This is a genomic window from Alteromonas sp. S015 (assembly GCF_036864485.1).
GTDB lineage: Bacteria > Pseudomonadota > Gammaproteobacteria > Enterobacterales > Alteromonadaceae > Alteromonas.
This window is the reverse complement of record NZ_JAZETO010000001.1, coordinates 307,846-332,433: the sequence shown is the minus strand read 5'-3', so window position 1 is coordinate 332,433 and position 24,588 is coordinate 307,846. Positions and strand designations below refer to the sequence as shown.

The following is a 24,588-nucleotide window of genomic DNA, read 5'->3' as shown; positions in this document are numbered from 1 at the left end:
GTTACCGCGACTCCTTTGCAAAATCGGCAATAATATCGCTAATAAACGCGATACGCTCTTTAGCTGTTTCGGTCTTTTTCACCAAACGCAGTTTTTGGCTTCCTTCAAACTTGAAGGTGTTTGGTTTGGTCTGGACCAGACTGATAATATAGCCAGGGTTGACCTTCGTGGTTTCTTTAAACTCTATGGTACCGCCTTGTGCCGACAAGTCTACTTTCCCAATGCCTAATTCTTGAGCTTTTATTTTAATTTCAGCTACTTCAATCAAATTTTTAGCGGGCTCAGGTAACAGACCAAAGCGGTCAATGCATTCTACCTGGAATTCATCAATGTCGTCTTGCGACGTGCAGCTTGCCAGACGTTTATATAGCGATAGGCGAGTGTTAACGTCGGCAATATAGTCTTCAGGCAATAGGGCTGGAATACGCAGTTCAACCTCGGTATGGCCCGATGTCGCATCGTCTAATGAAGGCTCTCTACCTTCTTTAAGCGCGTTAACTGCTTTATCGAGCATATCCATGTACAAACTGAAACCAATACTTGCGATTTGCCCGGATTGGTCGTCGCCTAACAGTTCGCCGGCACCACGAATTTCTAAATCGTGGGTAGCAAGCGCAAAACCTGCCCCTAAATCTTCAAGCTGCGATATTGCTTCTAAACGTTTTACTGCATCTTTGGTCATGCGCTTTGGATGTGGTGTTAATAAGTAGGCGTAAGCTTGGTGATGCGAACGACCCACACGGCCTCGTAGCTGGTGTAGCTGCGCTAAACCTAAATGATCGGCTCTATCCATGATAATGGTGTTTGCACTTGGTACGTCGATACCCGTTTCAATGATGGTGGTACACACAAGTACGTTGTAGCGCTGGTGATAGAAGTCGCTCATCACGCCCTCAAGCTCGCGCTCTCGCATTTGGCCGTGGCCCACAGCTATACGGGCTTCGGGAACAATTTCGGCAATTTCTTCAGCCGTTCGCGCAATACTATCCACTTCATTGTGGAGGAAGTAAACCTGACCACCGCGCAGAATCTCACGCATTATGGCCTCGCGAATAACGGCCTTGTTGCGTTGCTGTACAAAGGTTTTAATTGATAAGCGACGGGCAGGTGCTGTAGCAATAATAGATAAATCACGCATGCCTGATAACGCCATATTAAGCGTACGAGGAATAGGCGTAGCGGTGAGCGTAAGAATATCAACATCAGCTCGTAAGGACTTAAGTTTTTCTTTCTGACGTACGCCAAAGCGATGTTCTTCGTCAATGATCACAAGCCCCAAATCTTTGTATTTAATATCGCTAGACAGCAGCTTGTGTGTACCTACTACGATATCTACTTTCCCTTCGCCAATGCGATCGACCACAGACTTCTGTGCTTTGCCACTTACAAAGCGACTCATCACTTCTATTTCAAACGGCCATGCAGCGAAACGATCCTTAAAATTCTCGTAATGTTGCTGAGCCAGTAGAGTGGTGGGTACGAGTATAGCCACCTGTTTACCAGCATTGGCAGCAAGGAATGCCGCTCGCATAGCAACCTCTGTTTTACCGAAGCCTACGTCGCCACACACGAGGCGGTCCATAGCCGATGGACTGCCCATGTCGTGCATAACCGCAGCAATGGCCTGTGCTTGGTCGGGCGTTTCTTCAAATGGGAAGCTGTCTGAAAACGCTTGGTAGTCGTCCCAGTTGATCTTATAAGCAAAGCCTGGCTTAGCCGCGCGGCGGGCGTACACATCTAACAGTTCAGCGGCTACGTCACGTACTTTTTCAGCAGCTTTTTGCTTGGCTTTTGTCCACGCATCAGAGCCCAATGCGCTAACTGGTGCGCTGTCGGCATCACCACCTGTATAGCGTGAAATTAAGTGAAGCGATGCCACAGGCACGTAGAGCTTAGATTGCTTAGCATACTCGATGCACAAATACTCGGTTGCTACGCCGCCCGCGTCGAGCGTTTGCAGGCCCAAATAACGGCCAACACCATGGTCGAGGTGCACCACCGGTTGACCGATAGAAAGTTCGGCCAAGTTGCGGATAATTGCGCTTTCATCTGTAGCGGTGCGTTTGTCACGAAGACGACGCTGACTTACTTTCTGGCCTAGTAGTTCGGTTTCCGTAATAAATAACAGTTCGCCTTCCTGGGTTTGCCAACGGAAACTGTTATCAACCATGCCCACAGTAATGCCAATGTTGTCGTGACTTGCGATAAAATCGCTAAAGCTATCAACAATCTTTGGCTTGATTCCCGCTTTGGCAAGTACCGTAAGCAAGCCCTCTCGGCGACCTTGGGTTTCAGCACAGAACAGTACTTTAGCCCCGTTGTCAGTGGCTTGATTTACCGTTTTAATGAGTCGCTCAGCAGGTACTTTTTTCTGCGAGTTAATCGCGATGTCATCAAGCTTTTCGCACTGAAGGTTGCTAGTACCTGATTTTTCTTCAAGTACCTTGCTAGAAAGAGATGCACGAGGCCACTGCTTTATGGCACCAAATAACTCATTTATAGGTAAGAATAGCTCGTCTGGTGCAAGCAGTGGACGTGCTAAGTTATAGCGATATTGCTCGTAACGTTCTTGAACGTCGGCCCAGAAAAACTCGCTGGCGTCTTGCACATCTCCGTGAAGTAATAGCAGGCTTTTGGGGTGAAGATAGTCAAAAAGCGTAGCGGTTTTTTCAAAGAAGAGGGGAAGATAATATTCCACACCGCTCGGCATGGTGCCTTTGCTTACTTGAGAAAATACGCTTTCAGATGCATTGTTTGCGTCAAATTTTTGTAAAAACTGCTGGCGGAAAAGCGTTATTGCCTCTTTGTCTGTGGGGAATTCTCGTGCCGGTAGCAAGCGAATTTCGTTAACAGCCTCGCCAGAGCGCTGGGTTTCAGTATCGAAATAGCGGATGGAGTCGATTTCGTCATCAAACAAGTCTATTCGAAATGGCTGGTCGCTTCCCATCGGAAAAAGGTCGATGATGCTGCCGCGCACCGAGAATTCGCTGTGGCTCATTACCTGACTAACATGCAGGTAGCCGGCTTGTTCGAGGTTACGTCTAAACTGATCTCTATCTAAGGTTTCGCCCTTATTTAGCATAAGCAGATACTTTGCTAAATAATCGGTAGGGGCTAAACGCTGCATTAACGTGTTAACAGGCACAATGAATATGCCTTCGCCTTGCTGTGTAAAGCGGAACAGGGTTTCTAATCGCTGAGAAACAATGTCTTGATGGGGAGAAAACGAATCGTAGGGCAATGTTTCCCAATCTGGAAACAGGGTAATAGGTATATGTTTTGTATTATCACTTAAAAAGAACGCTATTTCTTTTTCAAGCTTCATTGCCGATGGCGTATCGGCGGTAATCAGTACAATAGGGCCCTTATATTGGCCGAGTGCTTGGCTGATGCAAAGCGCGGCACTGCTACCCTGGAGTTGACCCCAGTGTTTGTGATCTTGTGATGAGGCTTCTTTTTTAGGCGCAGGTAATGGAAGCGATAATAAAGTGGCTGTCATGACGTCCTGTTTTTTAGTGCAAGATGATTTTTACGGCTTATATACTGATGTTAGGGTCTATTCAGATCCCGCTTTTTTATCTTTTGCCCGCTTTCTTAGCTGTTGGGTTTGAATATGTAAACTCGCGCGAACTAAAAGCTCCTGATCTTGCTCTCGAATGGTGTTAAAAATGAAGGCAATATGGTAACTATCTTCAACTTGCTCGCAAGTAATTACTTCGCCAAAACAAAAAATTGCTGCTGCTTCGGCATCCAAGAAGAGTTTAAGTTCCGCTTTAGCGCCCACACCTAGCGCTTCTTTCGATTCAATGATAACGCCGCCACCACCCAGCTTTACAGTCTTAAAGCGAAACTCTGGCTCGTCTTGTTGGTGCAAAACGAATGACATCATCAAGTCGATTTTTCGTGCCTGATGGTTCAAATAGTCAGCCAGCGACTCGGCGTGGTCGCTTAGGTTGCGAAGCGGACGAATTGCCTGTGCTTCTATAGCGGCCATTTCGCTGGCAATGCGAAATGCATAGGGCATCGACTCTTCTAAATTCTCTTCATCAGGTACTATTTCGTCCGAGTCTAACGTGCGCACATTGGCGTTTATGCGATGTGCGATAGAAAAATACTCATCGAATTGGGCTTTTTTTTGTTCTAGGCTAAGTTCGCTCACATCATTCCTCTGCCACTAATTCTTGTGCAGCTAGTAACTTATAAGTAGTATACCGTTCACATGTAGTATACCCACTTTACTATTTTGGGGTTAACCCGTCATCTCGTCTTTGGGCTATTTATCTGAATTATTCATTCATTAAGCATAGCTAAATATAAGGCGGATTACCGTATTACTGAAAAGCAAGGCGCTATGTTTTATCCTCTTTCTGCATTCATTGCTTATCGTTATGCCAAGTCTAACAAAGCAAGCCAAACCAGTTTTGTTTCATTTATTAATCGATTTTCAGTGGCCGGCATTGCCCTGGGCTTAATGGCGCTTATTATCGTTGTATCGGTAATGAACGGTTTAGAAGGACAACTAAAGCAGCGCATATTGGGCATTGTTCCCCATATCGAAATTACAGAGACACCCATCATAAGCGAGAATTCTAGCAGGACATCCAACGCAAACGAAGTGACAGAGATACCCACGCAAACTGCAGAAAAAACACAGGCAGTTACTTTAAAAGAAATTAGCGAGACACCCATTGAAGGCGTTGTTGCCACTATGGCTTATAGGGAAGCCGAAGCAGTAGTGCAGTCTCGCTCGGGCTTGCGTGGCGTTCAGGTTCACGGTGTTCAACCTGATGTAATGGTTGAGCACACTTTGGTCGCAAACCACATGGAGCAGGGGCGATTTAGCGATTTAAGTGAGGGAAGCTTTGCAGCCATTATTGGGCGCTCACTTGCCATTAAACTTGAAACACGGATAGGAGACCGATTGCGGGTTATGGTGGCAGGCGCAAGCGTATATACACCTTTTGGAAGAATGCCAAGTCAACGGCTTGTAACCGTAGTGGGGGTCTTCGATATGGGCTCGCAGATGGATGACAAAGTGATGTATATGAACCTTGAGGATGTGAACCGCTTAATGCGAGACCCTAAAGGTAGCGAACAATCGCTTCGGCTCTTTTTAAATGACGCTTTTAACTACCAGGCAGTTGTTAGTGCGCTAACCGATAGGGTGGGTGTCTCTGTAAATAATACGAGGACTTGGCGCGAACGTCAGGGGCCGCTATTTGACGCAGTTAAAATGGAAAAGAACATGATGACACTTATGCTGCTGCTTATTATAGCCGTGGCTGCGTTCAATATCGTATCGGCACTGGTGATGGTGGTAACGGAAAAGCAAGGTGATATTGCAGTACTCCAAACCCAAGGTATGTTACCAAGTTCGGTAATGTGGATTTTTGTGTTAAATGGTTTGTTCAATGGTATTAAAGGCGCTGGTATTGGCCTAGCTTTGGGCGTAGTGATTACGCTTCAACTTAATAACATTTTAGACCTTATTGGGTCGCCGTTAGCCTTGGCGGCAGATGGTAGAGGATTGCCCATTGAAATGGATGTTGCGCAAATAGCGGGTATTACTATGTTGTCTCTGCTACTGTGTGTTTTAGCAAGCGTATACCCAGCGCGGAAAGCGATGAAAATTGCTCCCTCTGAAGCGCTTCAACACGAATAAATCGCTGAATTTACCGTGCAAATTAGTGCAAAATTCACTATACTCGCGGTCTTTTAAATTTTGCCCAGTGAGACGTCATGAACAAGAATTTTATCACCTCGCAATCGCTTCTACAGGATTCCTTTCGCCTAGCGGCAAAGGTGTATGAAGACGGCTTTCGCCCTGACTTTATTATTGGTATCTGGCGTGGTGGTGCTCCCATTGGTATCGCGGTTCAGGAATTCTTTGAATTTAAGAATACGTCAACCGACCATATCGCAGTACGTACATCGTCTTACTATGGAATAAACAAGCAATCAAAAGAAATCCGTGTTCATGGGTTGCACTACTTGGTGGAAAACGCGAATGCGGATGACAAGCTGTTGATTGTTGACGATGTTTTTGATTCAGGCCGCAGTGTTGATGCACTTATCAAGCAAATCAACAAATTGATGCGCTTGAACATGCCAAAAGATATCCGTATTGCATGTCCGTGGTATAAGCCTCAAAACAACACGACAGACATCGTGCCAGATTATTACGTTAATGAAAGTGATGAATGGCTAGTGTTCCCACACGAAATTGCGGGATTGTCGGAAGAAGAAATTCGTGAAGGCAAAAGCGAACTGGCTGACGTCATGGATATTTTGTTCGAAAAGTAGTTAGTCCATGCTTCATATAGGCGACTACGAGTTGCTGTCAAAGGTATCCAAACCGCACGCTTGTGCGGTTTTTTTGTCTGTTAAATTTGTGGGAAAAGATAGGGTAAATGTGGTGCCTACATTCACTTCACTTTCAACGCCAATGGTTCCACCCATCGCCTCAACGATGGAAAAAGAGATATAGAGCCCTAATCCGGTGCCTTTGCCGGTAGGTTTAGTGGTATAAAAAGGTTCAAAGAGCTTTTGAAGGGCGTGCTTTTCAATACCACAGCCCGTATCTTTTACCAAAATAACAGTGTGATCTTTTTCTTCGAATGTAGAGACAGTCAATTTATCCCCGTCTTCCATTGCTTGAGCTGCATTCACAAATAAATTAACTAATACTTGGTTTAATTTTCCTGTTTTTCCTCTTATTAAAGGCACCTCGGACAAGTGTTGTTGAATCTTTATTCGGTGCTTCAATTCACTGTTCACTAATCGCAACGCATGAGCAATACAGTCGTTCACGTTTACGGTTTCGTCATCGGGAATATCTGCATCATGGGAAAATGAACGAAGGCTGGTGATGATGTCTGTAACTCTGTTCAGGCCTTCCTCAGATTCTCTGCAGATATCTGCAATTTCATCGCTTAACGAATCAATCTTATTTTCAAACTTCCACTTTTTCGCTTCCTCAGCTACTTTCAGTCTGTCATCGTCGGTTGTGCTACCCGCCAATTGTAAAACGATGTCCTGCATTTGCGATAGCGCAGGCAGCACGTTTCGTAAAAAATGAATGTTGCTATTAATGAAAGCAACAGGGTTATTAATTTCATGGGCAACACCAGCGGCCAGTAAACCTAGTGAGGCCATTTTTTCTGAATCGATAAGGCTCTTTTCTACAATTGCTTTTTCTTCTTTCAATCTCACCGTTTCAAGCGCCATTAGCTTAGCCTGCATCCCCATGGCCATTTGCTCAGTGAAGGTGCGGTATCTGTTAGCCATATCTACGTATTCTTGAGTGTAATACCCCAAAGATTGATGGCAAAACACGATAACTGCGTGTTGCTGATGTACTTTAAATGGGCAATAAAGTACAGAGGTAACAGGGGTGTCAAATAAAGGCAGGTGGCGTTGCCATGTTGCCTGCTGCTTAACATTGAATAGAGCTATGGGTTCGCTTTTAACCGCGCGGGAGAGCGTGTCATCGATTTGCCATACGGTATTAAGAAGCGGTGGGTGGGTGCTATTAATACACCTCATTTTACCTGCGCTTTCATTTTCAAGAACAAAGCAAACTTGATAATTGTACAATGCTTTGAACACACTAAACATTTTCTTATAAAGGTCTTGTTCGTCCTCCGCGGTAAGCAATACGCGTGTGCCCTCTAGTAAAGCATCGCTTTCCTTTTTATGTGCTTCGGCTTGCTGTTTAAGCCTGTAAACAAGCGCTAGATCTTCTAAAACATTTTCGTAATCTCTATTCATTGGGAAAACACTACCGCCGATATCATAAGGTTGCCGTGTCTGTTCTTGCCATCTAAAAAGCGTCCTTGCTCGCCAAAAGTAAATGGGCCGCAAATCGGTAATGTGTGAAATTTTTCTCGCAGCGAATTTAGCATAAAATTAATTTCGTCCCCAACCATTAAGCGACATCCTGCACAGTAAATCATCAGTACACCAACAGGCTTTCTGTTTTCGGGTAGTAACATTACCGCGTTGTTTATTACTCGTTCTGCGCGAGAGGTAAGGCTAGCAATGCTACCTTCCATTAACACCAACTCTTCGCCTTCTTCTACTTCTGAAAAAACATGCAGCGCACCATTTTCATCGACAGAATCTGGATGGCACAGAAGATAATTTATCGTACCGTTGTCTAAGTCTACGGGTCTGCCTAGTGGTGCTGATGATGTGAGTCCTAAAATTTGGCCGCCAAATAACTGTCTGGCAATAAGGTTGTTAGTCGCTTTGTTATAGACAGTGCTTGCACAGCTATTATTAAGCGCTTGAACTTTGCGTCCATTCGCTTCTGTTACCTTGAAAGTGGTATCGGTTGGCTTGTACCCTGAGCTATAACTTAGGCCTAGTGGAGTAGAGGGATACAGAACTGCAACGGTCACAGTTTGTGGACCGTATATATCTTTTGTAACTGTCGACCAGTTGCCCGAAACCGTGTTGTCTGCCATCGAACCGCCGAAGATAGGAACTTGAGTTCCTATAACACTGGCAAAACCTTCAAGTATTCTTTCTTCTTCTCCTGGCGGCAATGCGCACCAAACTAACGCTGGGCTTTCATAGGGCCTTCCAGCATTGTCCAAGGCATTTTGTAGTGCCAGGGCGCCCGCTTCAAATGCGCAGCAGCAGGAAGAGTCTGCACACCCAACGCCATAAGCACCATTATCGTCGTACACACAAAAAAGCGCTAATTGGCACCTCGCGTTAATGGTGCTGCCGTCACAAAGTAACGCTCCTAAACAAGAACTGGAAATGAAAGAGGGAGCTGAAAGCGCACGAAGGCCCTGTTGAAGTTCGTGAAAAGATAAGTCTGCATTGCCGTAGCCAATAACGAGGGAAGGTTTATTTTCACTAAATAATCTATCTATTTCGGATGTTACGCTAGGTGCTTCGCTACACTCCAGCGAAAGTGTTTGTATATGCATACGGCCTTTACCACTCAATCATACTCTTTAATAATAGATTGAAATTAGGAAAAGCTTATTAAACATTAGTTGAACAGTACCATGAGGCGAAGACACTTTGGTATTAGGTTATTCAATTATCGAGGTAAAACTTGTCGTGGAAGGTATAAACCCAGGTTGGTTGGTAGATAACCAATAAAGTGATTGCCATGCCATTTAATAACGCTTCAGGAAAGACTAACAGTGGGATAAGTAGAACATAATTGTTAAAGATAATATCCCACGGATACGTACCCTCAACATAATAAAATGCGCCGAGCGTTAGCGTCTTTAATGCAATAGACAGAGCAGCAGGGAAAAAGGCACAAATAAAAATATACACGAAGAGTTGTCGAGGAATATGGTGAAAAGAAAGCATATAAAATAGATAGGTTATGCTAATAGGTAGAACGGTGCCGAGTAGCCCGTTAACGCCAAAGTTTTCCCAATTTCCGTAGCCGACTACGTTTGCGCCTAGCAGCGCTATAAAGGACGCAATAATAGCGTTTCTAAAACCAAGCATTAGTGTCAAAACTGAAAGGCCTAGAAAGTGAACATCTAGGCCTTCGAAGATGCCTGCTTTAAACAACCAGAGAACGAAAAGCGAAGCAGCAGTACCAAAAATAAGGTGTTGCTGCTGCTTGTTGCTCGCAAAATTAGTAAAGTCCACGTGCCTGACCGCACCGAGTAATAATACACCGTAAATCAGCAATGCTAGCAGTTGTAGTGAACTCACTTTTACTCCTTACTTAATGGCGGGGAGCAGTATTTAGTACTGTTTACCCTTTATACTCGGCCCAAATAGGCGCGTGATCGGACGGCTTTTCAGTGCCTCTTAGCTCATAATCAATACCGGCATCATGTAGCTTTGCGTGAAGCGGTCTTGTCGCCAAAATCAAGTCAATGCGAAGGCCTCGATTGTCGTTGAACCCTTTCGAGCGGTAATCGAACCACGAAAATTTGTCGTTTGTCTCTGGGTTGAGCGTTCGAAAACTATCTTCAAAGCCCCAGTCGATTACTGTGTTCAACCACTCACGCTCCTCCGGCAAAAAGCTGCATTTTCCGGTTTTTAGCCAACGCTTGCGGTTGTCTTCACCAATGCCAATGTCCAAATCCGTGTGTGAGATGTTGACATCACCCATAACGATGACGTTTTCGTCTGGCGTATGGTTATCATCCAAATAAGTCATTAAGTCTTTGTAAAACTTGCGCTTAGCTGGGTACTTGGTTTCATGCTTTTCGTTTTCACCTTGAGGGAAATAACCATTTAAAACGGTAACGGGGTCGCCAGCATCATCGGTGGTTTTTATAATAATCATGCGACGTTGGGCGTCCTCCTCATCAGTTGGGAAACCCATCGACACAGAAAGCGGCTCTTTCTTCGCCAAAAAAGCAACGCCGTAGTGGCTTTTCTGTCCGTGGAAATAGACGTGATAGCCCATGGCTTCAACGGCTTCTACCGGAAATTGTTCGTTGTGAACTTTAATTTCCTGTAAACCAATGATATCGGGTTGGTGTGCGTCGATAACGGCCTGAAGTTGATGTAGACGAGCGCGAATACCGTTTATGTTAAATGAGATTACTTTCATACTTTTTAGTGGTTGCTTCGAATTTGGCTAGAGTCTACCAGAAACCGCACAGCCGCTTAACGATGATTTACCACTATATTAATGCATTCAGTCGATTGACTAGATTAAGTTTATTTATAGCTACTGAAGAAATGGTTATGTGTAGAAAACTCTTCAGTAGCATAAAAATTGGCTACCCCTTTATCAGACAGTGACTTTAGGGAAGGGCATGTCGCTTAATGCAGTGCGTTTACCGAGTGATATCAAAAACTGAAACCAAGCATTTGCGTCGTGCACCGCGTTCGTAACAAAGCACTCATTGTCCAGATCGAGCTCTGGTAAAAGCCTTTCTACCTCTTGCTTGAATGACACCCATGCTTTGGCACATCCTGACATTGCTTGATAGTACTCAGTCGGAATATTTATCGTCATGGCTTCCAACCTTCTAACGATAATGTTGGCGCCCATTGATGAACCTAACCATACATAAATAGCAGCAATGGCTTGACTAATGGTTGAGTTGAAACTTGGAATTAATTGCTCGGTTGCTTTGACGTTTAAGAAAAGCATTTCTTCGTTTCTGACTTTTGTAGACGATGTGAGCTTGTCAACGGTGTTAGTATGGGTGTCTTTGTAACGTGATTGAGTTGACAATGGCGTATACGACAACGCGTGGGTGTCATTGTTAAGTGCTAGTAGAACAACCTCGCTATTGATCATTGATGCTACTGGCCTCAGTGAAGGCGTTTGTAGCACCGCCTGTTTTACCGCTTCTTCAGTATTTTGGTGAAATACTTTCATAATGTTGAGGATGGCAAGGTAGGCCTCATCGTTAAACTCACTATCTTTTTGATACATTGAGAAGGGAAAGGTATTTTCCAAAATAGCGTGGTTAGCATGGGTGTCTTGCTTCAAAGCAGTAAATAGATTGCGCATGAGGTAAAGTTCTTTTCGTTTAAGCTTTTGTTGTGTTAGATGATTTGTTCTAATTTATCATGGGTGTCTTCGCAACGGGTGAAAAATGTCAATGTTAATAATGTAGTGGTTGATTAAGTAAAAATGGATAGGTGATTTCCAAAACTTTATGGGCAAATGTGGATGTCATCTCAATACTGGTTATTAGGAGTAGATACGCATGGGTGTCTTTATAAGTGTTCACCGAGCGGGGCTTTTCTAGCGCTTTTTGCATTGCGCCTATTACTAAGGCAGGTATACTTGCCGCAAAATTTGAGATAGGTGAAATAACGTGTTTCCAGAAACAGTTGCAGACAAGTTAAGTGATGTGGTTATCGAGCAAGCAATGAAGCTTAGTGCAGAAGACCGACAAGAGCTTGTAGTAAGCTACATTGTAAAAGCAAATGAAATTTGGTTGGTGCAAGGTGGCGAAGGCTTCGTAATGTTTGAAGGTGGTGAGAGCGTTCAGCTACCGGTGTTCCCTCATCGTGATTTGGCTCAAAAGTTTGTAGATATAAACGAAATTGAAGGTCAATGTGTGAATATTACTCTGGATGACTTTACGCAAACTTGGTTGCCAGGTCTTAATAAAAACGGCGTTGAGCTAGTGATGTTTCCCACTACTAGTGACGTTGAAAACCTAGTTATGACCGCCGATGATTTAGCTTCAGAGCTAAGCGGAAATTAAGCAAGGAACTGAGATCATGAGTACTCTCGACACTTTGCTTCCTCTGGCTTCATCTTTAGCTAATGCCAAAGGATGGGACGATTTTACTCGCACACTCATGCTTGCGGGTAAAGCGCTCGTTCCGCTACCAATGGAAAAACGTTCGGCTGAAACAGAAGTGGAAGGTTGCGAAAGTCCAGTATGGTTAGCAGTTTCTGATGAACAGGGCAGTTTGATGGCCTACTCACCTAGTAAGGTTATTCGCGGCGTGCTTGCAGTATTATTAGAAAAAGCTAACGCGTTATCTGCACAACAGCGCAGTGGATTCGACTTTGAGAGCTACTTGTCACGTTGTCAGCTAGAGCGCTATTTAAGTCAGTCCCGTGGAAACGGGATTAAGTCTGTAATAGCCAAATTGAAAAGCACCTAGCGGTCAAACTGGCGATTCCCCTTATTTGTTCTTTGCTTCAATCCACTGGCCCATGTACTTGCTTGCCGTTAGGGTGTGATGCCACATCAAACTTTGCATAAATAGACGACTCCTATGGCCGTGAAGCGACTGTTTCAACGCAATCATTTGTTCGACAAGTGGCACTTCTGGCTGTTCGCTCTCAAATGAATTGAGCATAGCCACTGCTAAGTTACTTGCACGAACCCATGTCGTTTTATCATCATACAGTGCCACAGCGTGCCGCACATATTCTTGAACAACTGCCGGCTCAGTTGTATTTGTGCTGCAAATCGCACCGGGCCATTGCGCTAGGTGCTGAGGTTCAACGGCTTCTTCTTCATTAATACCAGCCGTCACTTTATCGCTTGGAATGATACCTTCTGCGCCAATCCACGTTGTGATATTAGGCGTGGCACAGCGCATTGCATCAAGCAGTTTACCTTTAATGCCTGCGCCAAATCGCAAAGGAGCAATCAGCACCTTGGCGTTCATCATTACAGACTCCACATTTTCAGTCCAACCTTTTACTAGGAAGCCTTGTTTTTCATTGTGAAGTTGTGTGGCCTTTCTAGGTGGATAAGCCCCGTAAATATGCAACTCAGCTTTGGGTAGCGCCTTTTTTATTGCAGGCCATATGCTTTGCTTTAATTGTAGCACCGCGTCCCAATTCGGGGCATGGCGAAAGTTTCCAATGTGAATAAAGTGCGCTCGCTGCTCATACGGAAGTGTGGTAGATATTGTTTTTCCTACTACAAGTGGGTGATATTGAAGCTGCGCGAGTGGCACGCCGTAATATGCCTTTAGCAGAGCCATTTCCCGCTTCGAGATTACCAAGGTAAGGTCGCATCTAAATATGGAAGCAATTTCTCGTTGCGCCAGTTCGCTATTTAATTTTGCAAGGCTGGCATCATTGTATTGTTTTACTGCTTCATACCGGGCTTGACGCAAGCTATGTAAATCTTCGGTATTTAACACTCGAAGTGCATCGGGACATGCTTCTTTTACTCGCCAAGAAAACTGCTCTTCTGTCATATAGCGGTCGAATATTACAACGTCTGGGTTTATATGCGCTATAAGGCTATTGAACGAGCTGCAATTCAGCGAAACGGGGTGTACTTTAACGCCCAACGCCGTAAGATCTTCTTTGTGTTCGCTATCATTGGCGGCAGTCAAAAATGTCACCTTGAAATTGGCAGACAAACAACGGGTAATGATAGATAACATATTTTGGCCAGCAGCCGAGGAGTTTGGCTCAGGCCAGACATAACCGATAACAGCGATATTTAACATGAAATGGATTACAACTTCTGCTTAAAGAACCTTGCCACAAGGCAGTGTGAATAAGCTATGAATGCTACCATAAATTTCAATGAGTTATTACAAAAGCATGTGTTCCTTAGAAAATCTAATTCTAATTGGTTATTACCCTGAGTTTTTCTGCTTATGAAAATTATTAGTATGTAAAAAGAGTTGAAACGCTATAATACACGCCTTTTAGAGATGCGCTGAATATGTCAAGGGAGTATTTTTCAGCGGCGTTGTGTGAACTGTTAATATTTAGTGAAAATATGTGTTGTGTATCAAAGATGTACAAGCGCGATATACAGGCTTCAGGTGGATTTGGGTTAACTTTTTGATTAGTAAGGAAATCATACTTTTTTACTAATTGATATTTATTGACCAACTACATTTTTGTGCCTATATCTTAAAGGAAGTAAGGCGAACGGAGGTGCCTTAAATGCTATATTGACAAAAGCGGCATTAAAGAGAGTGCACGAATGAATTTAGATGAACTAGTTTCGAAAGCGGAAAACCTTTTTGTTTTACCTGATTCGGTAACTCGACTTAAAGCGTGTATGGATGATGAAGCTTCAAGCATTGATGACATCGGCGATATCATTGCTTTCGACCCGTCATTGGCAACTCAATTGCTAAGGGTATCAAACTCAGCGCTCTATCGTTTTCCCAATAAAATAGACACAGTGACTAAGGCCATTCAGGTAGTAGGGACGCGCTCTACCTATGATCTAGCGCTTGCTTATGGTGTTAGCCAAGCTTTCAAAGATGTAGACGGCCAATGTATTGATCTGGACAAGTTTTGGGAGCAAAGCGTTTCATGTGGACTTCTGGCAAAATATTTTGCCGATATGCGCAATATTCGAGAGCCAGAGCGACTTTTCGTTTCAGGACTGCTTCACAATATAGGCGAGTTAGTGACAGTTTCGATTTTGCCTGAATCAGCACACCGTTGTCAGGCGTTTAACACGAGAGTGAGTCCTGCTGAACTTCAGTTTGGCGTGCTAGGATTTACCTACGCGGAGTTGTCCGCAAGGCTAATTGAAAAGTGGAATATTCCAAGCTCGATTTACTCGCCTATTGCAAATGTTCACAAAGGCGAAGAAGCAGCGTCTTCTATAGATGAAAAGATTGTGCAACTCTCGTATGTACTAGCACTTGATAATGTGAATCCAGAAATTTACCCCAGCTATCATAACTTGAAACCAGAGTTACATGAGGCTTTATCGCTTAATCGCGAAGATTTAGAAGACGCGCTAGATATAACCAACCTGCAGTGTATTTCGGTGATTTCCCTGTTTAATCCTAACGCGTTTATGCTTTATTAATTTAACGTATTGTGTGCGCTTTCCTTTTGCCGTAGCGATCAGTCAAAAATTGCTACGGTTTGCCTACTGATGGCAATCACTTCATTATCCTTATCCCAAATTGTCGCCTCAGTATGGCCATAACCATCGGCAGCTTGTCTGGTGTGAGCTTTATAAGCAAACCAATCTGTCGGGCTTACTGGCTTGTGCGGATGAATGAATTCTAAGTTCCAACTTACTGTACTGGCAGGCGCCGGAAGCTTCATCATTTGTAAGAGTGTGGGCGGCCATGCGTCGATCATAGTGATGATATGTGCATCGGTGATGGCTTCTGGGGGCTGTTTAAACCGCATGAAGCCATGGTAGTGGCTTGTTTTTCTTCGCGTAAATGGAATGCCTCCATCCTCAATTGCTAAATCAAAGTAACGTAAGAATTTCGGCGTAACTTTAGGAATTTGCGGGATAAACTTCGCTTTATTTGGTGGAGGCATGTCGTGCATATCTGCATTGTCGACGGCAATACCTGACTGACGTGCAACACCAAAACAGGCTTGCGAAAAAACACAGCTTTTGCCGTCTTGAATAGCATGAGCGGTAAACTGAGAGACATTTTTCCCCGTTCTGAGCAACGTAACTTCAATAGAGAAAGGGGTTTCAAGAGATAGAGGGCCAACAAAGTTGGTGGTAAAAGAGCGCAGCACGCGTTTATCAGTGACTTGCTGCTTTACTGCGGTGTAAAGCATACCGGCAGAAATTCCTCCAAACGCAGTTCGTCCTTGTCCCCACGTCTTAGGGATAGCGAGTCCATCAACTTTCCATATGTTTTCCGAAGTTTGAGATAATTGAGGAATATTGAGCAATTCATCTACTGTCATGTTTGCTTGTCTGGTCTGATGAGTTAAGTATTTGTCATCGTACCTTAAGCGCTATAGAACGAAAAGCCTCAGTTAGTAATTTTCTTTATGTTAACAAATAAGTAACAATTAGTTGTTTATTTTTTTGCCTAATGCATAGACTGAGCTATTGTTACTTAAAAGGACTGTTATGGCCCATACTAACGTTGAAGGTATTCCCGCTGCAGAAGCAGGAGCATCTAGAAGTTACCGGAATTATGTTCTATTTATACTAACCTTGGTGTATGCCTTTAACTTTATAGACAGGCAAATCATCGGGATTTTATCTCCCTTTATCAAAGCCGATTTGGGGTTAGATGATGCCCAGCTTGGATGGCTTAAAGGCATTTATTTTGCGTTACTTTATACCGTGATGGGAATTCCTATCGCTTGGCTTGCCGACAGGTACAGTCGCGTGAATATAATTGCTATTTCTTTAACGCTTTGGAGTGGCTTTACCGCCGCATCTGGGCTGGCTGCTAATTACATGCAACTTGCCATTGCACGTATTGGCGTTGGTATTGGTGAAGCGGGTGGTAGCCCACCATCCCACAGTATTATTTCCGACCTATTTCCCAAAGAAAAACGTGCGGGCGCGCTCGCAATATACTCTTTAGGTATTCCTTTTGGCGTTATGCTAGCGTTCTTTGCTTCAGCGTTCTTTCTACAGGGCGGTTCTGCTGACTGGCGGACCGTGATGTACAGCGTAGGTGTCCCAGGTGTGTTACTCGCAATTTTACTTAAGTTCACGGTTAAGGAGCCAGCGAGAACAACCTCTTCGCCAAGCGCAGATGAAGCAAATAAGCCAAGTGTAAAATCATCGCTTAAGATGTTGCTGAAAATTCCGACGTGGTGGGGAATGGCGCTGGGAATTTCCTTTGGTTCATTCGGCAACTATGCCATTTCGACATGGGTAATTGATTACTACGTTCGCGCCTTTGCGGGTTTAGATATTACACAGTTGCTAATCGTATTTGGAATTATCAACGGAACCGCCTATGCGCTAGGAGTATGGCTTGGAGGGTATATTGCTGATAGATGGGGTAAGCACAATAAAAAAGCTTATGCGCTCTTGCCCGCTATCGCACTTATTATTGGTGTGCCGGCATTCTATGCATCGTTACAAGTGCAAGATTTGTGGTTGTCAGTAGCGCTTATGGCCCTGTTGTTATTTACTAGTGGCTCTTACCTAGGCCCAAGCTTTGCAATGGCACAAACTCTTGCTCCGATAAATGTAAGAGCCATGTCGACAGCGTTATTTTTCTTTGTATTGAACATTATTGCATTAGGCGGTGGCCCAACACTTACTGGTATTATTAGCCAAGCGCTGGTGCCGTCTTTAGGCGAAACGGAGGCATTGAGGCAGGCACTTATCTACCTTGTAGTTCCTTACGCGCTTTCTATTGCCGTGTTCTTATGGACAAGCACAAAGATCGTTAAAGATTGGGAAATGGCAGAAGCTAGAGGCTTGTAGTATTATCAAACTTTAATGCTAAGGGGCTGATTTAAAGCCCCTTTATTGTTTGAGTGAAAGGAGTGTATTGGTGACGTCGTCAGAGTTGAGTTTTCATTTTGCCCATGCAAATGGATTTCCTGCAGGTAGTTATAATGCGATGTTTTCTGGGCTACCTGATCACTTTCACCGATTGCATGTTGAGCGCTTTGGGCACGATCCTCAGCTCCCTGTGAATGGAAACTGGCGCAATCAAGTGCAAGAACTTATCAAGCACTTAAAAAAAGAGAACAAGGACCCGCGAGGTGTGTTTGGTGTAGGGCATTCATTTGGAGCTGTAATTACTTACATGGCGGCATGCGAAGCACCAGAGCTTTTCAGGGGCATTATTTTGCTTGACCCGCCGCTTGTTGTCGGCCCGTTAAGTTACTTCTTTAGATTCGCGAAACATACGCCTCTAATAAATAAGCTAACGCCGGCGAAACTAGCACAAACACGCAACACCAATTGGCCGGCCAATACAGATATGGTGGCGTACTTTCACGGGAAGACGTTGTTTAAAAATATGGATAAACGGTGTGTACGTGATTATGTGAAGTCTGTGACAGCCCTGAAAGGGAGCAATATTTCACTCACATTTCGAGCGGAAGTAGAAGCAGAGTTGTTTCGCAATATTCCCCATAATTTGGGGAAATATAAAGGGAAGCTCAAGTGTCCAGCCATATTGGCAACAGGAAGCAAAAGTAACGTGTGTAAACCAGAAATGTACTCGCGGCTAATGAAGCACAACCTTATTGAGCATACAGTAATCGACGGCGGGCATATGTTTCCGTTAGAGCACCCCGAGCTCGTTGCAAGCTTTATTGAGCGTACGTTAGTGCAGTGGAGTGAAGACGCTAATTGAGAGATGCAGAGATTGAATTGAACGCTGATACGCTAAAATCAATCTCTGCACCGACCTATAAGAAATGGGTTAACCCTGCTTTCTAGACTTACTTAGACCGCCCACGGGCTGTCCTAACATTTCCCTTGTTACTAGCACCACGCCTTTTTCAGATACACGGAAACCACGGGCTTTGTCTTGCTCGTGGTCATAACCGATTGTGGTTCCTTCTGGTATGATACAACCGCGATCGATAATTACTTTTTTCAACTTACAGTGACGTTTAATTTCCACGTCGGGAAGAATTACAGCGTCTTCAATAAGGCCGTAAGAATGAACGCGTACATTGGAAAAGCAAATAGATGACCGAAGTGTAGATCCTGAAATAATGCAGCCTCCGGAAACTACAGAGTTAATCGCTTCGCCGCGTCTGTCGTGGTCTTCCCAAACAAATTTTGCAGGTGGGAGTTGCTCTTGGTACGTCCATATAGGCCATTTTCTATCGTATAAATTCAATTGAGGTACAGGAGCAACCATCTCCATATTGGCTTCCCAAAATGAATCAATAGTACCTACATCGCGCCAATAGGCATTGTCTCCGCCACTTTTCTCAAAAGGGTAGGCATATACTGGGTGGTCGGCAATGATTGATGGGATAATGTCTTTACCAAAATCTCGCTGCGAGCCCATGTTCTCAGCATCAACACGTAATTGCTCGAACAGAAACTCTGTATCAAACACATAGTTGCCCATAGATGCTAAGCAGCGGGATGGATCATTAGGCAGGGGACTAGGATTAGCCGGTTTCTCTTCAAACCCGTTAATGCGGTAGTTTTCATCGACAGACATCACGCCAAACGCGCCCGCTGCTTCCTCCAGCGGCACCGACATACAGGAAACGGTCATTTTCGCACCAGACTCTGTGTGCTTAGCCAACATATCACCGTAGTCCATACGATAGATGTGATCGCCTGAAAGTATCATCACATATTTTGGGAGTTCATCACGAATGATATCAATGTTTTGGAAAACTGCATCTGCCGTTCCTTCATACCAACTGTCAGAGAAACGTTGTGAAGCGGGAAGAATTTCTACAGATTCGCCAAGTTCTTTTTTAAAGTGACCCCAACCTCTGACTAAGTGACGAATGAGGGAATGGGACTTGTATTGGGTAACCACGCCTATTCGGCGTATGCCTGAATTTACACAATTTGATAGTGGAAAATCGATAATTCTAAATTTACCGCCGAAATAAAGTGCCGGTTTGGCTCGCCAATTCGTGAGCTCGTGTAGTCTTGAACCTTTACCACCCGCGAGGATAAGCGCATATGTATCGCGAGTAAGGTTACTGATGTAACGAGAACTTTGATCTGCCATTTCCTATAAACTCCTGTAATAAAGCGACAACTGTGTATCGATAGAAATATAAAAAGAAAACGAAGTGGTGCGATTGACTGCGCAATACATGATAGACCTGAATTAACAGGCTCTCTAGATAACTTAAATCCATATTACACAAGATAATTTAGAATGACAGTGCGATTTTCATGCATTGTGATAAAAAGGTAAATGTTTTTAAAAGGTTGTTGATTTGGAGACGCTGATGCTTTTACGAATGCCGTTACGAAGACATCCATCCTAAACGCTTATTCTTTTGTAGATACACTCAACGAGAGACTTTTTAAATTAAAGCTTTAGCAAGAGGTGCTTTAGCAAGACACCCACCCCAATTATAGGGTAGTCACCAAGTAAACGTAAGGTAGAAAACGTTACAGAGACATCCATCGCAACCTCATTATGTTCATCCTGAAAAGTCTTTTAACAAAGTAAGTCATTGTTTAAATGCTTATTTTTAAAATTTAAAGTGTTAGTCTACACTTTGTTCGATAACCGATATGCTTACGTAGTACATAACGAGTTTTTAGCGGTGTATCTTTTTCAGGTTTTTTATTCCTCCTTGGGTAAGACGAAACATTGGGCTCATGATAATTATTGAAACATAAAATGCTTTTAACTCCTTTAATCATGTTGGAAAGAGTGTCTATCTACGAAAAAAATTGAGCGAAGAAGGTCTTTAAGTGACAAATGTTAATTTAATGTTATATTTTGTAAGTCGGTTCTTTTATGGAGTCTCAGATGGGAGCGTTAAAAAAACTTTTAATGGTTTTAAGTGGTGTAATCGTATTATTTGTTGCGACTAGCTTTTTTATTTCTAAAGATTACAGCGTTGAACGAACAATTAATATTGATGCTCATCCATCAGAAATATACCCCTATATTGTTGATTTGAAAGAGTGGAAGAAGTGGGGTGTATGGTTCAAGCGTGACCCTGATATGAAACTTGATTATTCAGGGCCTGATAGGGCTATAGGAATGCGTTCGGAGTGGTCAAGCGACACCGAGGGTAATGGCGAAATTGAAATTACGCAACTAGAGCATAATAGACGTGTGATGTACCGACTGTATTTTCCCGATTTCGAGATGGGCTCGTCAGGCATTGTAGAGATTGAACCCAAAGAGAATGGCTCGCTCGTAACCTGGCGAGATGAAGGCTCAGTAGGCAATAATCCTATAAACAAATATTTCGCTTTGATGATGGATAGCATGATTGGCCCGGATTTCGAAACGGGCCTAGAGAATCTTAAAGTACTCGCTGAAAATGCTGGGTAGGGGGCACAACTTTCTGATCTGACTGGATAAAAGCACCGTACTTAACGAATAGAATTGTGGTGTATGCTTATCGTCCATGAAACAAAAAAATTTGCTTATTACAGGCCTTTCACTAAATAAACTAGCAGACCTTCTTATCTCTGCTAAAACAACGTTGACCGCACTACTAATTAGCATCGGAGCGCCAGTTTGGATGGTAGGCTGGCTTGTCCCAATCAGAGAGTCGGGCGCTCTTCTTCCTCAAGTGCTTATTAGCATCTATCTTCGAAAACATACTCAGCGGCACATCGTTTGGCGTATCGGTATGCTCACACAAACACTTTCAGTTTTGGGTATGCTACTAGCGGTTATTTCATTTTCTGGTTTCCTAGCCGGTATGTTGGTCCTCATCTCTCTTGTACTCCTCAGTCTAGGTCGTTCAGCCTGCTCACTTACTGTAAAAGATATGGAGGCTGATGTAGCTAAGAAAGGCGAGCGGGGTAGTCTAATCGGGATTGCGTCTACTGTTTCAGGGGTGGTAACCCTTGTTATTGCCATACCCTTGGTGATTTATGATGGCTCGCTGACTTCGAACGTACTGCTAACAGTCTTGTGTAGTAGTATTTTATCTTTTGTTCTGACGCTTATATGTGTTTGGCCTATTAAAACAACGGTAGATTTGGGTGATGAAGCGAAGAAGGTATTTAGTGTCGACTTCGATGCCACGATTTATAAATTCATTTTTGTAAGAGGACTTTTCGTCCACTCAGCATTGGTAGCTCCTTATTTCATGATAGAGAAAAATGGAGATGTAAAAGCGCTGCTTCCTATTTACATTGGGGCCGAAGCAACAGCTGCGCTTTTATCATCAATTATTTGGGGCAAGATTGCAGATAGAAGCGCAAAATTAACACTTCGAATTTCAGGTGCACTCGCGCTAATTTCGTGTGTAGGCTTACTTATGGTGCAAACCACAACGGTTGTCATTTCTGCACTGTTATTTTTCTTGTTGTCGGTAGCCCACGCTGGTGTGAGAACAGGGCGAAAGACATATAGTTTAGATGTTAAAGATGGACATGAAAGAACCGAACTGGTCGGTTTTTCAAATACGGCGATAGGGTTGATTCTGTTAGCATTTGGTGCTCTTTACGCCGTATTGACTCCTGTTTTATCTTTTTCAGTAGTCTATATCATGGCTGGTATGCTCTTACTAGCAATTATCACTACCGTCATCCTACCTAATGAGAAATAGTGGTAGTTGCAACAGAGTATAGCAATCCTGAAGATATTTTAGCCATTCGCTTTCTTTTGGTATTTTCTTTAAATTTTCGCATAGAGATACAGTCTCCTGCTGCAAAAGAAAATATATTCTCGAAATCACTAATAAATTTGTGCCAATGATGATGGCTTACATCGAGAGATTTCATATATTGAATGGACCGCGTTGGAGCAGTTGTTGAGCTGGTGTCACGCAATAGTTCAATTGAATGATTAAGAAGAGCGCAATAGTCATTCAGCGTAATATTTATGCCACGATAGTTTCTGCAACGTAAATGATTTTTCAGCGGCATTAAGCCTTTTATCGGTTTGTTTCTTGGACTATCGTACTTCAACCTTTTATTGATACTTGTATGGTATGAGTCTTGTAGCCCTGTCGCAATCTTTGCGCGTACTGGGTTTAGGTCAACGTATGCCATACATGAAAGAAGAGCCTTCTCTGTCAGCAGTGCCTGTGAGCGGAAGCGACCTTCCCAAAATCTGCCAGTGCAATCGTCTTCATTATTTGCTTTTCTAGCAATATACTCGTTTAAATTTCTCATAAACCAGCTAATGTCGTAGAGCCTTTTTCTATATACTTCAGCAGTACTTTTCACTGCCTTGTATTCGATGTCGCTCAATATCTCGCCCTTCAGATATTTCTGTGTGAGTTCGGTTCCTTTATGCATCTTATGCCATTGACGCAATACGGTGCGCATTGACCATGAGGCGGCGGCTTCTTTATTAACGCACAAAATAATATGGACATGGTTACTCATTACGGCGTAAGCAGAAATATCTATTGCAAATATCTTACTTAAAAATAACAGACGTTTCTCTACCCATGTCTTTCTGTGCTCGTAACAAACATTACTGGTTCGATCATAGCCGCAGAGGTAGCTACGACGCACGCAGCGAGATATACAATGATAATAGGGGGTATCTTGGAGACTGATAAGGGACTTTCTGCTTTGAGCCATGTTTCGGTAGCTGCAAGGTAATTTATAATAGTTCGACTTTAGCATTTGCAATGCTGGGGTGTGACCTGGCTAATGGGTTTGTTTTGTGTTTCGATAATTCTTTGCAAAAACACCCAATGAAAAATTTGCCGTCAAAAATTTATAGATAATCGTTTACGAGGACAGCCACCTTAAACTTTTTTCGATCCTCAAAATACAATAAGTGTTTGGCTTCATCCCCTTTGGCTACAAGTGAAAAATCAAGATAGAGGGAAATTGCAATGGTTGTATTTGAATGTATTTGAAAAACATCCATTGTATAAAGGCGACACATGGCGCAATTACAGAGTTAGGGGGACCCCTTTAGGAAAAGGGGCATGTATATCTACCTTATTATTTTGCTAGAAGTGCGTTTGCTGTTTTCGACACGGGAGAGCGCCCTAAAAGTTTTGAAATGTAAGAAGAAGCTTCTAGCAACTTTTCCATGTCTATACCTGTAGATATTCCCATACCATTCAACATATACAGGACGTCCTCAGTTGCAACATTTCCACTTGCACCTTTGGCATAAGGGCAGCCGCCAAGACCTGCAACAGCTGAATCAATGGATGAGATGCCATATCCAAGGGCAGTGTATAAGTTCACTAGTGCTTGTCCATAAGTATCATGGAAATGAGCGGCAACTTTGGTGACATGAATCTCTTTCAAGACGTCATCTAATAGCAGTTTTGTAGACATTGGCGTACCCACACCGATGGTATCGCCAAGAGATACTTCGTAACATCCCATGTCAACGAGTTCCTTACTTACCCGTTTAACGGCAACAGGTGAAATTTCACCTTCATAAGGACAGCCCATTACACATGAAACATAGCCCCTAACTTTTATGCTGTTTTCGCTGGCCATGTTAAACACGGCCTCGAAACGCTTCAAACTTTCGCTAATAGAACAGTTAATGTTCTTTTGAGAAAAGGACTCAGAGGCAGCGCCAAATACAGCAACCTCTTTTACACCAACCTCAATAGCAGCTTCCAAGCCTTTAAGGTTAGGGGTCAACGCAGAATAATGAATTTTTGTATTAGGGTTGAGCGCCCTAAGAACCTCATCAGAGTTCGCCATTTGTGGCACCCACTTTGGTGATACAAAGCTACCGGCTTCTATACGCTGAACCCCTGTATTTGAAAGAAGGTTAATAAACTCGATTTTCTGCGCAGCACTTAACGTCTGTTCTTCATTTTGAAGACCGTCTCGCGGGCCAACTTCAACAATACTTACTTCTTGTGAAAACATT

Annotated in this window: 21 protein-coding genes; 9 read left to right on the top strand and 12 right to left on the bottom strand. The window is 43.5% G+C overall.

Features of this window, described 5'->3' with window-relative positions; genetic code table 11:
- Position 1: 1 nt before the first annotated feature.
- Positions 2-3,499: a transcription-repair coupling factor gene (mfd, locus tag V7R42_RS01385; RefSeq protein WP_334018459.1), complete on the bottom strand. Its 3,498-nt coding sequence runs from the start codon at positions 3,497-3,499 to the stop codon at positions 2-4.
- 57 nt (positions 3,500-3,556) lie between these two features.
- On the bottom strand, positions 3,557-4,159 hold the full coding sequence (locus V7R42_RS01380; RefSeq protein ID WP_334018458.1) for a PilZ domain-containing protein: 603 nt from the start codon (positions 4,157-4,159) through the stop codon (positions 3,557-3,559).
- Positions 4,160-4,351: 192 nt separating this feature from the next.
- Here V7R42_RS01380 and V7R42_RS01375 point away from each other — a divergent pair, with 192 nt between their 5' ends.
- Both V7R42_RS01375 and V7R42_RS01370 read left to right on the top strand, forming a co-directional pair.
- Entirely contained in the window at positions 4,352-5,662 is a 1,311-nt protein-coding gene (locus V7R42_RS01375) for a lipoprotein-releasing ABC transporter permease subunit (protein WP_334018457.1), read from the top strand.
- Positions 5,663-5,739: 77 nt separating this feature from the next.
- Complete coding sequence (locus V7R42_RS01370) at positions 5,740-6,303, top strand: phosphoribosyltransferase (protein WP_334018456.1); 564 nt, start codon at positions 5,740-5,742, stop codon at positions 6,301-6,303.
- A gap of 24 nt (positions 6,304-6,327) precedes the next feature.
- On the opposite strand, the gene V7R42_RS01365 is transcribed toward V7R42_RS01370, so the two are convergent.
- The 5 genes from V7R42_RS01365 to V7R42_RS01345 form a co-directional block, all read right to left on the bottom strand.
- Entirely contained in the window at positions 6,328-7,770 is a 1,443-nt protein-coding gene (locus V7R42_RS01365; protein WP_334018455.1) for a sensor histidine kinase, read from the bottom strand.
- A complete protein-coding gene (locus V7R42_RS01360) occupies positions 7,767-8,942 on the bottom strand; it encodes an FIST signal transduction protein (protein ID WP_334018454.1) in 1,176 nt (391 codons plus the stop codon). Before V7R42_RS01360 ends, V7R42_RS01365 begins: the two co-directional genes overlap by 4 nt.
- A 112-nt stretch (positions 8,943-9,054) precedes the next feature.
- Positions 9,055-9,696 (bottom strand): energy-coupling factor ABC transporter permease, encoded by a 642-nt coding sequence (locus V7R42_RS01355; protein ID WP_334018453.1) that lies wholly within the window; start codon positions 9,694-9,696, stop codon positions 9,055-9,057.
- 43 nt (positions 9,697-9,739) lie between these two features.
- Positions 9,740-10,549 (bottom strand): exodeoxyribonuclease III, encoded by an 810-nt coding sequence (gene xthA / locus V7R42_RS01350; RefSeq protein ID WP_334018452.1) that lies wholly within the window; start codon positions 10,547-10,549, stop codon positions 9,740-9,742.
- A gap of 183 nt (positions 10,550-10,732) precedes the next feature.
- On the bottom strand, positions 10,733-11,464 hold the full coding sequence (locus V7R42_RS01345) for a hypothetical protein (protein WP_334018451.1): 732 nt from the start codon (positions 11,462-11,464) through the stop codon (positions 10,733-10,735).
- Positions 11,465-11,774: 310 nt separating this feature from the next.
- On the opposite strand from V7R42_RS01345, the gene V7R42_RS01340 reads away from it, so the two are divergent.
- Together V7R42_RS01340 and V7R42_RS01335 are read left to right on the top strand one after the other, a co-directional pair.
- Positions 11,775-12,170 carry a DUF2750 domain-containing protein gene (locus tag V7R42_RS01340; protein ID WP_334018450.1) on the top strand — a complete coding sequence of 132 codons (396 nt, stop codon included), beginning with the start codon at positions 11,775-11,777 and terminating at the stop codon, positions 12,168-12,170.
- Between the two features lie 16 nt (positions 12,171-12,186).
- Positions 12,187-12,579, top strand: a complete 393-nt coding sequence (locus V7R42_RS01335) for a SufE family protein (RefSeq protein ID WP_334018449.1) — start codon at positions 12,187-12,189, stop codon at positions 12,577-12,579.
- Positions 12,580-12,600: 21 nt separating this feature from the next.
- Here V7R42_RS01335 and V7R42_RS01330 read toward each other — a convergent pair whose 3' ends face one another.
- Entirely contained in the window at positions 12,601-13,890 is a 1,290-nt protein-coding gene (locus V7R42_RS01330) for a glycosyltransferase (protein WP_334018448.1), read from the bottom strand.
- 488 nt (positions 13,891-14,378) lie between these two features.
- Between V7R42_RS01330 and V7R42_RS01325 the strand changes: the two genes are divergently transcribed.
- Positions 14,379-15,224 (top strand): HDOD domain-containing protein, encoded by an 846-nt coding sequence (locus V7R42_RS01325; RefSeq protein ID WP_334018447.1) that lies wholly within the window; start codon positions 14,379-14,381, stop codon positions 15,222-15,224.
- A gap of 38 nt (positions 15,225-15,262) precedes the next feature.
- Here V7R42_RS01325 and V7R42_RS01320 read toward each other — a convergent pair whose 3' ends face one another.
- Positions 15,263-16,078 carry an acyl-CoA thioesterase gene (locus V7R42_RS01320; protein ID WP_334018446.1) on the bottom strand — a complete coding sequence of 272 codons (816 nt, stop codon included), beginning with the start codon at positions 16,076-16,078 and terminating at the stop codon, positions 15,263-15,265.
- Between the two features lie 169 nt (positions 16,079-16,247).
- Here V7R42_RS01320 and V7R42_RS01315 point away from each other — a divergent pair, with 169 nt between their 5' ends.
- The gene (locus V7R42_RS01315) at positions 16,248-17,570 is read left to right on the top strand and encodes a spinster family MFS transporter (RefSeq protein ID WP_334018445.1); all 1,323 of its coding nucleotides are present in this window, start codon (positions 16,248-16,250) and stop codon (positions 17,568-17,570) included.
- 70 nt (positions 17,571-17,640) lie between these two features.
- Positions 17,641-18,453 (top strand): alpha/beta fold hydrolase, encoded by an 813-nt coding sequence (locus V7R42_RS01310; protein WP_334018444.1) that lies wholly within the window; start codon positions 17,641-17,643, stop codon positions 18,451-18,453.
- Positions 18,454-18,522: 69 nt separating this feature from the next.
- Here the strand turns inward: V7R42_RS01310 and glgC are convergent, their stop codons facing one another.
- On the bottom strand, positions 18,523-19,809 hold the full coding sequence (glgC, locus tag V7R42_RS01305) for a glucose-1-phosphate adenylyltransferase (RefSeq protein ID WP_334018443.1): 1,287 nt from the start codon (positions 19,807-19,809) through the stop codon (positions 18,523-18,525).
- Positions 19,810-20,568: 759 nt separating this feature from the next.
- On the opposite strand from glgC, the gene V7R42_RS01300 reads away from it, so the two are divergent.
- Both V7R42_RS01300 and V7R42_RS01295 read left to right on the top strand, forming a co-directional pair.
- Positions 20,569-21,102 carry an SRPBCC family protein gene (locus V7R42_RS01300; RefSeq protein ID WP_334018442.1) on the top strand — a complete coding sequence of 178 codons (534 nt, stop codon included), beginning with the start codon at positions 20,569-20,571 and terminating at the stop codon, positions 21,100-21,102.
- A gap of 76 nt (positions 21,103-21,178) precedes the next feature.
- Entirely contained in the window at positions 21,179-22,333 is a 1,155-nt protein-coding gene (locus V7R42_RS01295; protein ID WP_334018441.1) for an MFS transporter, read from the top strand.
- On the opposite strand, the gene V7R42_RS01290 is transcribed toward V7R42_RS01295, so the two are convergent.
- Entirely contained in the window at positions 22,320-23,318 is a 999-nt protein-coding gene (locus tag V7R42_RS01290) for a transposase (RefSeq protein WP_334018440.1), read from the bottom strand. The genes V7R42_RS01295 and V7R42_RS01290 overlap by 14 nt on opposite strands.
- Positions 23,319-23,690: 372 nt before the next feature.
- Positions 23,691-24,587: a hydroxymethylglutaryl-CoA lyase gene (locus V7R42_RS01285; RefSeq protein ID WP_334018439.1), complete on the bottom strand. Its 897-nt coding sequence runs from the start codon at positions 24,585-24,587 to the stop codon at positions 23,691-23,693.
- Position 24,588: the final 1 nt, after the last annotated feature.